12 protein-coding genes are annotated in these 13220 nt (G+C 39.0%); 7 read left to right on the plus strand and 5 right to left on the minus strand.

The features are described from left to right. Nucleotides 1-13 precede the first annotated feature (13 nt). The 5 genes from H4O18_RS01615 to H4O18_RS01635 all read left to right on the plus strand — a co-directional run bounded on the left by H4O18_RS01615 (nucleotide 14) and on the right by H4O18_RS01635 (nucleotide 4283). A complete protein-coding gene (locus tag H4O18_RS01615; RefSeq protein WP_187581355.1) occupies nucleotides 14-490 on the plus strand; it encodes a CAP domain-containing protein in 477 nt (158 codons plus the stop codon). A gap of 125 nt (nucleotides 491-615) precedes the next feature. Next, a complete protein-coding gene (locus H4O18_RS01620) occupies nucleotides 616-1161 on the plus strand; it encodes a 3-hydroxyanthranilate 3,4-dioxygenase (protein WP_187581356.1) in 546 nt (181 codons plus the stop codon). Between the two features lie 174 nt (nucleotides 1162-1335). After that, complete coding sequence (gene amaB / locus H4O18_RS01625) at nucleotides 1336-2889, plus strand: L-piperidine-6-carboxylate dehydrogenase (RefSeq protein ID WP_187581357.1); 1554 nt, start codon at nucleotides 1336-1338, stop codon at nucleotides 2887-2889. A gap of 630 nt (nucleotides 2890-3519) precedes the next feature. Next, complete coding sequence (locus tag H4O18_RS01630) at nucleotides 3520-3726, plus strand: hypothetical protein (protein ID WP_187581358.1); 207 nt, start codon at nucleotides 3520-3522, stop codon at nucleotides 3724-3726. A gap of 5 nt (nucleotides 3727-3731) precedes the next feature. Beyond that, nucleotides 3732-4283, plus strand: coding sequence for a hypothetical protein (locus H4O18_RS01635; RefSeq protein WP_187581359.1), 552 nt, complete (start codon nucleotides 3732-3734; stop codon nucleotides 4281-4283). A gap of 137 nt (nucleotides 4284-4420) precedes the next feature. Here the strand turns inward: H4O18_RS01635 and H4O18_RS01640 are convergent, their stop codons facing one another. Both H4O18_RS01640 and H4O18_RS01645 read right to left on the minus strand, forming a co-directional pair. Beyond that, nucleotides 4421-5419 carry an acyl-ACP desaturase gene (locus tag H4O18_RS01640; protein ID WP_187581360.1) on the minus strand — a complete coding sequence of 333 codons (999 nt, stop codon included), beginning with the start codon at nucleotides 5417-5419 and terminating at the stop codon, nucleotides 4421-4423. Between the two features lie 64 nt (nucleotides 5420-5483). Next, nucleotides 5484-6209 carry a metallophosphoesterase gene (locus tag H4O18_RS01645; RefSeq protein ID WP_187581361.1) on the minus strand — a complete coding sequence of 242 codons (726 nt, stop codon included), beginning with the start codon at nucleotides 6207-6209 and terminating at the stop codon, nucleotides 5484-5486. A 406-nt stretch (nucleotides 6210-6615) separates the two neighbouring features. Between H4O18_RS01645 and H4O18_RS01650 the strand changes: the two genes are divergently transcribed. Next, nucleotides 6616-9168 carry an adenosylcobalamin-dependent ribonucleoside-diphosphate reductase gene (locus tag H4O18_RS01650; protein WP_187581362.1) on the plus strand — a complete coding sequence of 851 codons (2553 nt, stop codon included), beginning with the start codon at nucleotides 6616-6618 and terminating at the stop codon, nucleotides 9166-9168. Nucleotides 9169-9289: 121 nt separating this feature from the next. After that, nucleotides 9290-10237 carry a carbohydrate kinase family protein gene (locus tag H4O18_RS01655; RefSeq protein ID WP_187581363.1) on the plus strand — a complete coding sequence of 316 codons (948 nt, stop codon included), beginning with the start codon at nucleotides 9290-9292 and terminating at the stop codon, nucleotides 10235-10237. 19 nt (nucleotides 10238-10256) lie between these two features. Here H4O18_RS01655 and H4O18_RS01660 read toward each other — a convergent pair whose 3' ends face one another. The 3 genes from H4O18_RS01660 to H4O18_RS01670 are packed head-to-tail and all read right to left on the minus strand — an operon-like array spanning nucleotide 10257 to nucleotide 13086. Then, nucleotides 10257-11393, minus strand: coding sequence for an ATP-binding protein (locus H4O18_RS01660; protein WP_187581364.1), 1137 nt, complete (start codon nucleotides 11391-11393; stop codon nucleotides 10257-10259). Beyond that, a complete protein-coding gene (locus H4O18_RS01665) occupies nucleotides 11390-12163 on the minus strand; it encodes an SDR family NAD(P)-dependent oxidoreductase (protein ID WP_187581365.1) in 774 nt (257 codons plus the stop codon). Before H4O18_RS01665 ends, H4O18_RS01660 begins: the two co-directional genes overlap by 4 nt. Before the next feature lie 47 nt (nucleotides 12164-12210). Continuing rightward, nucleotides 12211-13086, minus strand: a complete 876-nt coding sequence (locus tag H4O18_RS01670) for an aldo/keto reductase (RefSeq protein WP_187581366.1) — start codon at nucleotides 13084-13086, stop codon at nucleotides 12211-12213. Nucleotides 13087-13220 lie beyond the last annotated feature (134 nt).

Raw genomic sequence — 13220 nt, forward strand, 5'->3', positions numbered from 1 at the left:
AATAGAACATTGTATGAAAATGAAATTGCATTATTTTATAATGCTATTGTTCGCATTTGTAGTAGTCTCTTGTAGTACGGAGCCTATAGAGTCGGCAAATAGTCCCGAAGCAGAAAACGCGGTCGAGGTGGAGCAGGAATTACTTGGTATCGTCAACGATCACCGTATTTCCTTGGGATATGCGGATTTGGATTATAGCGCTATAGCCTATGAATATGCTAATAAGCATACGGACTATATGATAGCCAAAGGTTCTATTAATCATGATAATTTTAGTGCGCGGGCCTCGGATATCTCCCAAGCCGTAAATGCTTCTTTTGTTTCCGAAAATGTAGCTAAAGACTATGATTCAGCTGTTGAAGCTTTTCAAAAATGGTTGGCTAGTTCCGACCATAGAAAAACCATAGAAGGCGAATTCACCCACACAGCGGTAAGTGTTAAGAGAAACTCCGATGGTAAACTATATTTTACACAACTCTTCTACCGATAGTCTTCCTTAAAGCAGTTTACTTTTCTTATTTTTGATATTAATCCTTGTGGTAATTTGTAGCGCATTGTTATGCCCTTTCAAAAATAAGCAGGACTTTATAAATCTAATTTTAATAAGATAGAGCTATGTCCATAAAACAACCTTTCAATTTAAATAAATGGATTTCTGAAAACAGAGCGACTTTAAAACCTCCAGTGGGAAACAAAAACCTTTATACGGAATCAGGGGACTATATTGTAATGGTGGTTGCCGGCCCCAATGCCCGAAAAGATTATCATTACAACGAAACGGAAGAGCTTTTTTATCAGTTGGAAGGAAATATTGAGGTGCATATTCAAGAAAACGGCCAAAAAAAGACCATGCAATTAGGTCCAGGGGACATGTACCTGCACCCGGCCAAAGTACCTCATTCCCCAGTTAGGCAAGCAGGATCCATAGGCTTGGTCATTGAACGTAAAAGGGCCGAGATGGATGCTAAAGATGGCCTGCTTTGGTTTTGTGATAACTGCAACAACAAACTATATGAGGTTTACTTCACTTTAAATGATATTGAAAAAGACTTTTTGGGTCACTTTAAGACATTCTACGCTTCTGAGGAGCTGCGGACCTGTAATAATTGTGGTACAAAAATGCCAGTTGATGAAAGGTTTATTGCAAAGGAAGACAAATAGATAACTTATTAATTTGGTAATTCCCCTAAAGTTCTAAAACTAAGCTCAAAACCATTTAGAACCACAAAAACGTTAAATACGTTTTTAACAACATTTGTGCCCCCTAATACCTTAGTCAACACAATAATTTGTAAATTTGAAAAAATATAACAATAATCGCTAAAAAAGTTATAAATGTCAAAAATTGCACAGGATTTTGAAATCCAAGAAGCCTTGGAAAAATTAGGTATAAAAGCTTTAAATAATGGAACTTCAACTGGTTCCAATAATTTTGCTTCTGGAGAGGAATTATCATCGTATTCTCCTGTAGACGGAGCTTTAATTGGCAAAGTAAGGACAACCTCCAAAGCGGATTATGAAAAAGTAATGGACGCCGCCACCAGCGCCTTTAAAATATGGAGAACGAAACCCGCACCTCAAAGGGGAGAAATAGTACGCCAATTTGGGGATAAACTACGTGAGCTTAAGGAACCATTGGGAAAGTTGGTCTCCTATGAAATGGGGAAATCTTACCAAGAAGGTTTGGGAGAAGTTCAGGAAATGATAGATATCTGTGATTTCGCCGTAGGCCTGTCCAGGCAATTACACGGTCTTACAATGCACTCCGAAAGGCCTGGTCATAGAATGTACGAACAATATCATCCGCTAGGGGTGGTCGGTATAATTTCAGCTTTTAATTTCCCTGTTGCCGTATGGGCATGGAACACTGCACTGGCTTGGATCTCCGGAGATGTCTGTGTTTGGAAGCCTAGTGAAAAAACACCGCTCTGCGGAGTAGCTTGTCAAAATATCGCTGCTGCGGTTTTCAAGGAAAATGATCTTCCGGAAGGAATTTCCTGTTTGATCAATGGGGATTATAAGGTAGGCGAATTCATGACCCATGACAAAAGAGTGCCATTAGTGTCTGCAACAGGCTCTATACGCATGGGAAAAATTGTAGCACAGGCAGTAGCCGCTCGTTTAGGAAAATCCCTTTTGGAGCTTGGAGGCAACAACGCAATTATAGTAACCCCGGACGCGGATATAAAAATGACTGTTATCGGAGCGGTTTTTGGGGCGGTAGGTACTGCAGGGCAACGCTGTACCTCAACGCGTAGATTAATTATACACGAATCCATTTACGACAAGGTAAAAGACGCTGTGGTTACCGCTTATAAGCAATTGCGTATAGGAAATCCGCTAGACCAAAAAAACCATGTGGGTCCGTTGATCGATACGGACGCCGTAAAGATGTACCAGCAAGCGCTACATAAGGTTGTGGAAGAAGGAGGCAAGCTTATTGTTGAAGGGGGAGTGCTGCAAGGTGCAGGATATGAAAGTGGCTGTTATGTAAAGCCGGCCATTGCAGAAGCCAACAATACCTATGAAATTGTACAACACGAAACTTTTGCCCCAGTGTTATATCTTCTAAAGTATTCCGGAGATGTAGAAAATGCCATCAACATTCAGAATGGAGTGGTTCAAGGCCTATCTTCTGCAATTATGACCAATAACCTAAGGGAAGCAGAGCATTTTTTATCCACCCAAGGTAGTGATTGTGGCATAGCCAATGTAAATATTGGAACTTCCGGTGCCGAAATTGGAGGTGCCTTTGGTGGAGAAAAAGAAACAGGTGGAGGCCGTGAATCTGGCTCGGATGCTTGGAAAATCTATATGAGAAGGCAGACCAATACTATAAACTATACCACCGAATTGCCTCTGGCGCAGGGTATAAAGTTTGATCTTTAGATATAAGACCAATAAAAAACCCGCTATGTACTGGTTTATCTCCAGTACATAGCGGGTTTTAAACTAACCAACCAAAATTATCCTGAAGATTTGTTTTTGAAGTGCTCCAAGACAAGAACTTGCTATTTGAATGTTTAGAAAGTTATAAACCCGTAGCCACTTGAAAATTTCCCCTCCCCCCGAATAGGTCCATTAGAAATAGCTGCGGGTTTAACCAAACTAACTCAAATAATTATTGTGGTAAAGACCTATTTCAATGCCGGAACTTAGTCGGGAGAAATAAGGTCTTTGTAATTGTAATATTTCCGCTAAAGTCTACATTCCATACCACGTATAAAAGCAAAACTATATAGATGGTATTAAAATTTGTATAATTGGTAAGTTTTCAAGGAATTACACTAATTTTTTGGGTAGAAACGCGCCCCAAAACCATTAATTATAGGTAATCATAAAGGTTAAAGAAAATGCTCTACTCCAAACAAACCTTTAAATCTTTTAAAAAAATTAAAAAAAGGGAAAATGCACCCTTAAGTACCGCTAACTATTTGATATGTAATATTTAAAGTGGTTTTTTTAACATTTAAGGGAAATTTTTAATATATTTAAGCTAAACCCAAACAGTTATTTAAAATGTCTAAAAGAACAACCAATATCTTGGGTATAGTAATCGCCGTTATTGCCGGAACTTATTTTAACATCATGATGTGCAATAACTGCTCAAGTGAAATAGACGATATTTCTTCTGTAGAAAACTCTGAAGTTATAGATAACAGCAATACGGTTGTGGAGAAAAAGCAAAAAAAAACCCTAATTAATATAACTAACCCTAATCTATAAACTATATGGAAAACATGAATACCTGGTGCTGGTTAATTCCGGCCGTTGTGGGTATAGTCTGCGCTTTATTTGGCTATTTGATCGGAAAAGGAAAAAGCCCAGACATAGACCAGTCTTCAGAATTAAGAATCCTTAGGGACAAAAACATTCAACTACAGGCAGATTTAGCCTCCTGCAACAAACAATTATCCCAAAAAGTAGAGTTGGCCGTTCCTTCGAAACCGGTTACTCCAGTAGCCGCCGCTGAAGCACTGATGCCTTTTAATGCACAAGCTGCCAAATCGGTCTTTGGCAAAGCAATAAAACAGGACGATTTAAAGATTGTGGAAGGAATTGGTCCAAAAATACAGCAACTTTTTAATTCCTTTGATGTTAAGACTTGGAAAGATTTGTCGGAAACCGCAGTCGCGAGATGTCAAGAAATATTGGATACCGGCGGTGCCCGATACAAGATTCACGACCCTGCTTCTTGGCCTATGCAGGCGAAAATGGCCCATGAGGGAAAATGGAAAGAATTGCACAAATGGCAAGAAGAACACAAAAGGGGCAAGCTATAGCACTTTCAACTCCATACCCGCCTATTTTCCAAATGAAGGTATCTGTCAAGCGGATAAAACGTATAAAAAAAGTGAAGCGTTAAATGCTTCACTTTTTCTTTAATAATAAGTTTCAATATTTATAGAATTCAATAGTATTACACCATTCTACCGTTGGCTTCCACCCACTTAAACCTATAATTGTCTTCTGGAAATTTCATCCTGGTAGCGATTCGCTCCAACCTATCTGGCAATTTCATTAAATAATCCCTTGCCCTTTCTGCATCATCGTTAAGAGTTCTAATGCTATCCAATTCCCAATAGCTATTCAATTTTTTCAAAATTTCTATGTAATCCTGAGCGGTGTACACTCCAAGTCTCTGGGCACAATTGGAAAAGTTTTCAAAAGCCGTTCCTATGCTTCCACCAGATTCCCTTAAGAAATGTGCCGGCATAACAATTTTTTTCTTCATCATATCGGCAAAGGCCAACATCATCTGGCTCGGGTCGTTTTCAAAAATAACCTTAACAAACTCCCTATATGCCAAATGGTGACGCATTTCGTCTCCAGCAATAATGGTACACATTTTACCTAGAAGGGCGTTTCCTCCTTTTTTACACATTTGACCTACCCTTTTATGGGAAATATTAGTGGCCAATTCTTGAAAAGAGGTATATACAAAATTCTTATAGGGATCCCTATCGGTTCCAATGTCGAAACCGTCGGCTATTAAATGTTGTGTGGTTATTTCCATTTCCCTCATATTTACCCTACCGGCCAAATAAAGATATTTGTTTAACACATCACCGTGCCTATTTTCCTCAGCCGTCCAATGACGCACCCATTTGGACCAGCCATTTTTATTTTCCCCGTGTTGGTCTATTCCTTCAACATCCATTAGCCAGGATTCGTAGGTAGGTAGTGCCTCCTCGGTTATGGTATCCGCAACCAAGGTAACCCAAAGGTCATACCCCAATTCCTTAGCTTCTTCCCGTATCTGATTTACATGATCCATAAACCCTTCACTTTGTGTATCGGGTAAAAAATCTGTGGGTTGCCAAATATCCTGTATAGGAATAAGGTATTGGTCTATAAAACCATCCACCTTTCCCTCAATGGATTTCATCACTTCTATTCTAACGTTCTTATTAGACATTCTTCAAATTTTATGTAAATATCCTTAATAATCTTGATAATCTGCCTCCAATAGGCAGTAAATTTTAGTTCCTTCCCATTTCGGACGGATAAAACAAATATACTGGATCACTCTGCCAATATTGTTTTGAATCCACATCCATAATTGTCAACGGACCTCTAAAGGCCGCTCCAGTGTCAACATTCCAAATATTGGCCGCATTTTTTGGGGTTGTCCTCCCAATCCTAGTTACAGGTGTATGGCCAATAAAAATCTCCCGGTAATGCGTTAACCTTTGAGGATAAAATTCATCCTCTTCGGTCAGAGATGGATCTATGGACAGCGCCAATTCCCAAAGAGTTCTGTCCCAATAATAGGTCTTGGTAAAATACTCATGGGAAACTCCCCTTAAGTTAGTAAATCCTGCATGGATATACAAGCGATTTTCAGTGTCTATAAGATAATTCTCCAAATTATCATAAAATTGGATGTGGGCTTTTTTCACCTCATCGCCAACTTGCCTATAAGAATTTTGAGTTGCACTTCCCCCATGCTGTAACCAAAGGGGATTATGATCTCCACTTTTCAACCAATCATTGCAAAGTTCATCGTGATTTCCCCTAATAAAAGTGCACTTATGGGTTGACCTAAGCTCCAGTAAGAAATTTACTGTATTAACGGCCTCACTCCAACCATCCACATAGTCCCCCAAAAAAACAAGATGATCTCCAGGGGCCACATTTGCCCTTGTCAAAACTTGCTGCAAGGCTTTTAAGCCCGAATGTAGATCTCCAATTACCAAAGTTCTCATTTGGCAAAAATCGCAAATACTGTCTTAATATCCATGCCAAATAGAACTAAAATTCTATTAAAATTGAATAATAGGGCAGTATTCTTATTCTATTCATTTTCCCGTATAAACAATTGGCCTTTTAAGGAACATAATAGGAGGTGATAATAATACACGAAAAATAAAAAACCAGTAATAATTTCACTGGATAAAAATTGTTAAAATGGACTCAATAAAAAATCGACATAATAAAAAATAAAACTTATTTGTTAACTTTTTATTGTTGATAAAATTCTATTATGTTGAATATCATCTATTTAGCTAACTTTTCTTGTAAACTTTTATGATAAATATCATATTTCGTTTCCTAATTATTTTAATACTTTTGTTCTTTCTTTTAAACACACTAACTAATAAAATCTATTCTATGCCCACAAAAATTGCGCAAGGACCCAAAAAAACCTACAGTCAAGAGGAAGCCATTGATGCTTCGTTAAAATATTTTAAAGGTGATGACCTTGCGGCCAAGGTATGGGTAAACAAATATGCCCTAAAAGACTCCGAAGGGAACATTTATGAACTAACTCCGGACGATATGCACCGCAGGATAGCCAAGGAGATTGCCAGAATAGAACAAAAATATCCAAACCCCCTAAATGAAGGGCAAGTTTTTGACCTGATCAAGAATTTTAAATATATAGTCCCTCAAGGGAGCCCTATGGCCGGTATTGGCAATCCTTTTCAGATAGCTTCCCTTTCCAATTGCTTTGTAATCGGTACCGACGGTAAGTCCGATTCGTATGGGGGTATACTAAAAATAGACCAGGAACAGGTACAACTAATGAAACGCCGTGGTGGAGTTGGTCACGACCTTTCCCATATACGACCAAAAAAATCACCGGTAAAAAACTCAGCTTTGACTTCGACCGGACTTGTTCCCTTTATGGAAAGATATTCCAATACAACCAGGGAAGTAGCCCAAGATGGTAGAAGAGGGGCTTTAATGTTATCGGTTTCCATAAACCATCCAGATGCAGAAGATTTTATAGATGCCAAAATGGAGCAGGGAAAAGTAACCGGAGCCAATGTTTCCGTTAGAATGGACGATGATTTTATGAAGGCTATTGAAAGCGGTCTACCTTATACCCAAAAATTTCCCGTTCATAGTCCCGAACCCAAACTGTCCAAAACTATTGATGCCAAAAAACTATGGGGTAAAATTGTCCATAACGCTTGGCAATCCGCAGAACCTGGTATACTTTTCTGGGATACCATCATCAGGGAATCAGTACCGGATTGTTATGCAGATCTAGGTTACAAAACTGTATCCACCAATCCCTGTGGGGAAATTCCACTTTGTCCATACGATTCTTGTCGCTTACTGGCCATTAATCTATTCTCCTATGTAGAGCAGCCATTTACAGACAAGGCCAGCTTTAATTTTAAGCTTTTCAAAGAACATATTGCTGCAGCTCAACGGATTATGGACGACATTATTGACCTTGAATTGGAAAAGGTCGATGTTATTCTAGAAAAAATAAAGGCAGATCCCGAACTGGAAGAAACCAAAGCTGTGGAATACAATTTATGGAAGAACATAAAGGACAAGGCGGAAAATGGCCGCCGGACGGGAATAGGCATTACTGCCGAGGGAGATATGCTGGCAGCTTTAGGTCTTCGGTATGGAAGCGACAAGGCCAACAAATTTTCAATTGAGGTACATAAAACTATAGCCTTGGAAGCCTACAGGGCCTCAGTACATACCGCAAAAGATCGCGGAGCATTTCAAATTTTTGATGCCGAACGTGAAAAAAACAACCCTTTCATCTTACGCTTGAAAGAGGCAGATGACAAACTTTACTATGAAATGCTGGAATATGGGCGTAGAAATATAGCTTTACTTACCATTGCTCCAACCGGCACTACTAGCCTAATGACCCAAACAACCTCTGGTATTGAGCCTGTTTTTCTACCTGTATATAAGCGTCGTAGAAAGGTGAATCCAAATGATAAGGATGCCCGAATTGATTTTGTAGATGAAGTTGGCGATTCTTGGGAAGAATATGTAGTCTTCCATCACAAGTTTAAACAATGGATGACCGTAAAGGGTATTGATACAGAAAAGAATTATACTCAAGAGGAACTCCAGAAAATTGTAGAACAATCACCCTATTACAAAGCCACTTCCAATGATGTAGATTGGTTGAGCAAAGTTCGTTTACAAGGTGCGGTTCAAAAATGGGTAGACCACTCCATAAGTGTCACAATAAATCTTCCGAACGATGTTTCTGAAGAATTGGTGGGAAAACTTTATTTGGAAGCTTGGAAAGCAGGCTGTAAGGGTGTTACTGTTTATCGTGATGGTTCCAGATCCGGTGTACTGATCTCCAATGAAGCAAAGAATTCCGAAAATGATGAGTCCCTTACAAATTTCCCAACCAAACGTCCCCAAATTTTGGAAGCAGACGTAGTAAGGCTTCAAAACAATAAGGAAAAATGGATTGCCTTTATTGGATTAATCAACGACCAGCCCTATGAAATTTTTACCGGTATGGCCGATGATGAGGACGGTATATTGATTCCGAGATGGGTCAACGAAGGCGTAATCATAAAAAGCAGGAATGAGGACGGTTCTTCTAGATATGATTTTCAGTACAAGAACAAAAGAGGTTACAAAACCACCATTGAAGGGCTATCGCATAAATTTAACCCAGAATATTGGAACTATGCCAAGTTAATTTCCAGCACCCTGCGCCACGGCATGCCCATTGTAAAGGTGGTAGACCTGATCAATAGCCTACAACTGGACAGCGAATCTATCAATACCTGGAAAAATGGAGTTGCACGAGCATTAAAAAGATATGTAGAAGACGGCACAGAGGTCAAGGGTCAAAAATGTGATTCCTGCAATTCCAAGAATCTGATCTACCAGGAAGGATGCCTTACCTGCAAGGATTGTGGTTCTTCCAAATGTGGATAAATCCTCGCTGATTTCATTTATTTTTACAGAAAACTACGCCCCTAATTGCGAGCATTTAGGGGCATTTTTAGTATTACTACATATTTCTGTTTATTTTAGACAAGTCAAATAAAACGAAGGGATGAAAAATGTTTTCTGTATAGGGGAATTATTAATAGATTTTGTGGCGGAAAAACAGGGGAGCAATCTTTCAAAAGCCACCGATTTTACAAAAAAGGCAGGAGGTGCACCGGCAAATGTAGCCTCGGCAATTGCAAAATTGGGTGGCAAAAGTTTTTTTATTGGCTGTGTAGGCAAAGATCCCTTTGGTACATTTCTGATCAACACCCTAACAGAAGGGCAAGTGGATGTAACCTTGGCACAGAGGTCCGACACATTCACCACTTTGGCCTTTGTTTCGCTAACCGCGGATGGTGAGCGTGATTTTGTCTTTAGCCGTGGTGCGGACAAAGAATTAACACACGACCACCGTTTAAAGAATTTATTTAAAAATCAAATTGTACATTTTGGGGCCGCCACTTCATTCTTGGGGGGAAGCCTGGAAGAGGCTTATACACTTTATCTCCAAGAAGCAATAGCCCACAATAGCTTCATTTCCTTCGATCCTAATTTTAGGGCCGATCTTTGGAAGGGAACCGAAGCCATCTTTGTTCAAAAATGTATTCCTTTTATAGAAAAATCACATTTGTGCAAATTTAGTATGGAGGAAGCCCAGTTACTTTCGGGAAAAGAAAATTTGGAGGAAGCCTGTACTTTTTTACACAATTTAGGTTCCAAAATAATTACTGTTACTTTGGGTGGAGAGGGTACCTATCTAAGCACTCCAACAGTTAAAAAAATAATACCGAGCATAAAGGTTAGCCCAATTGATACCACAGGTGCAGGAGATGCTTTTATCGGATGTTTGCTGAAACAGATTGCCCTGACCACTAACCTGGACACCCTAATGGCCCATCCCGGACCTTTGGAAAATATGGTTCAACAAGCCAATAAGGCGGGTGCAATTACCACCACAAATTATGGGGCCATAGAATCCTTGCCAACACAGGAGCAGTTAAATCAGCTATAAACCTAATGGCATTCCAACCCTAATTATATTTCATCTTTCTAATAATCCTCAGGGATTCCTTAATAGATTGGTATATCGGAATATCGTAATTCTTTATTACGGGCTTCGCGTTTTCCATAATATCCTTGGCCTCTTCAAAGCCATTGACATAGCAAATTAACAAGGTGTCGGACAACAGTGATAAATCCCTTTTTTCGTTTGGGGTTAAAGGTATTTCCTTTTCAATTTTTTTAAGTAGGGCGATATTGGTATTATAAATATGATGAAGTGTTTTTTTGTCATATAGGGGAGGGTCAAATATCAAATCGCTGTTAATGGTATAAGTACCATTATCGGAAAAAGTAATGACCACCTTTTCCAAAGGATAATATTGTTGTTGACTACTTAATCCCAACTGTACATATTCAATAGTAGTAAAGGAATTTTCATCATACGATATGGTGATTTCATCAAATTCAGAAAAAAACAACTTCACCTGTTCATTGATCAATTCAATATCGACACGCGAGTAATAAGTTTCATTATTTACTTTTTTTTGATGTCCTGCCCAGCAAACCACAAATTGTTCCTTAAACACCTTGTAATGACTTGTAAGATCCTTATGCCGCTCATTTAGAAAGTCGACCACCCCATCCAAGGTAAGTTCAATGTTATTTTTGGCATGCTGTTCTATGGTAGCCACAGCTTCGGCATTTACATCGGTCAACTCAATTCCATAAACTTTTGGCATACTAATGCTTCCATCCCTAAAGAATACCGCACCCCCGTAATACTTCCATATATTCTTTCGTAAAGAACAGACCTTGCCATTGGATCTTATAGTTACCAAACCAACTACCTTGCCTATGGGCAAATGGGGAAAGGGAATATTTTCATAGGTAATGCGCGGCGGATTGTCCAAATAGGCATTTACCAAATTTTGAATTTTGCTGTCATCGAAAAAATCGACCCCTACAATTTCGTTATCTTCATCCTCTACTCCAATGACAATAAATGAATTGTTTTGCGGATTACTATTGGCCAGTGCACAAACATGCTTTAAAAATTTCGCCTTCCCCTCCCTTTGTCCAATATCTATAAACCGCTTTTTATCATAAAAGCTATTCTCGTCATTATGGGCAAGAAGATTTTTTACGAGTAAGCGTTTATTGATCATAATTTCTTATTGACAATAGTAGCACTCGCTTGTGCCGTTGGCATAACTAATAAATCTGCAATGTTGACATGTGAAGGCCTAGTCACCATAAAATGGATAATATCAGCAATGTCTTCCGCCTGTAAGGGCTGATATCCTGTATAAGTATCAGAAGCCCTGCCGTTATCCCCTTTAAAGCGCACCTTACTAAATTCTGTTTCCACCAATCCCGGATTTATGGCGCCAACCCGAATACCGTATTTGTTTAAATCTATTCTCATCCCTTGGTTTAAGGCATCAACAGCATATTTACTGGCGCAGTATACATTCCCCATAGGATACACTTCCTTTCCGGCAATGGAGCCAATATTTATAATATGTCCGGCTTTGTTTTTTATCATTTGTGGCATTATAGCCTTGGAAACGTACAACAGCCCCTTTACATTAATATCCAGCATTGCTTCCCAATCGTCCAAATTACCATCCTCAATAGAATCCAAACCATGGGCGTTCCCTGCATTATTGATTAGAATGTCTATATCGGAAAACTCCTCTGGAAGGGAGTCAATTGCCTTAAAAACTGCCTTTTTGTCCTGCACATCAAAAGCCAACGTAAAAACCTTGGTATGTCTGGACAGTTCTTTTTTCAGTTCGGCCAATCGCTTTTTTCGCCTCCCGCAAATGACTATATTTATTTTATTGGTGGCAAAAAGTTTGGCCGTTGCAAGGCCTATTCCACTGGTTGCCCCCGTTATAAATGCAATTGGTTTCTCATTGTTGGAAATACTCATAAAAATTAGTTCTAAATATTGTTTCTATTTATACCGGTAGCCCAATTCTAAGGCACGTCTTCCCCCATACTCGCAGCCAACAATAAAAACCAATCTTCCTTCTCAAGATCAATATTCATTGCGTTCATTGCGTCGGTCAACCGTTTGGGATTAGTGGTTCCTACCACTGGGTATATTCCAGCTGGATGTGTAAAAATCCATGCCAATAGTAGCTGACTTGCGTTTACCTGGTATTTCTTCTTTAATTGTTTTAATACTTTTTTTATTCTCTTGGTCCGCTTATTTTTATCTCGATAATAACTCCCCAAGGGGCTCCAGGCCATTGCCATTCTTTTATGAACAATACAATCGTCCCACCCCCCATTGTTCATGGCTTCAGTGGCAGTTAAGGAAAATTCCAACTGATTGGATTGTACCTCCACTGTAGTCTCCAATAAGCTAATCTGGGAAGGTGTAAAATTGGACACCCCAAAATCCAGAATTTTACCCTCTTTTTTCAATTGTTGTACAGCCTCCCCGATTTCCTCTGGACGCATCAACGGACTAGGTCTATGCAATAGCAACATATCCAAGTAATCTGTTTTTAAATTTTTAAGGGACTGCTCAACAGACCAAATAATATAATCCTTGGAATAGTTGTAATGCTTAACTCTGTTCTTACGCTCCTCACAAACCATTTGAATGCCACATTTACTGATCAGCTGAATTTTATCACGGCTAATATTGGAAGATATAAAGGCATTTCCAAAAAACAATTCGTTGTTATAGGAACCATATATATCTGCATGGTCAAAAGTGGTAATTCCTTGATCCAAACAATGACCAATTAATTTTGCTCCCTCCCCAACAGATAGCTTTTTACCCCAATTACCCCAAGTCATTGTCCCAGCAATGATTTTGGAATAAGATGTATTATTTTTCATATGTTTGTGAAATTATGAATAATTCCCTTAAATAGTTCACAAAACTAGACCCATTGCTTAACTTTTAACCATACATTAACAGCCAATAACTAAATAAATTTTCAATTTGCACCCACTTTTGAAGTTAACCACTT

The sequence above is a fragment of the Arenibacter arenosicollis genome (genome assembly GCF_014397245.1).
Lineage (GTDB): Bacteria > Bacteroidota > Bacteroidia > Flavobacteriales > Flavobacteriaceae > Arenibacter > Arenibacter arenosicollis.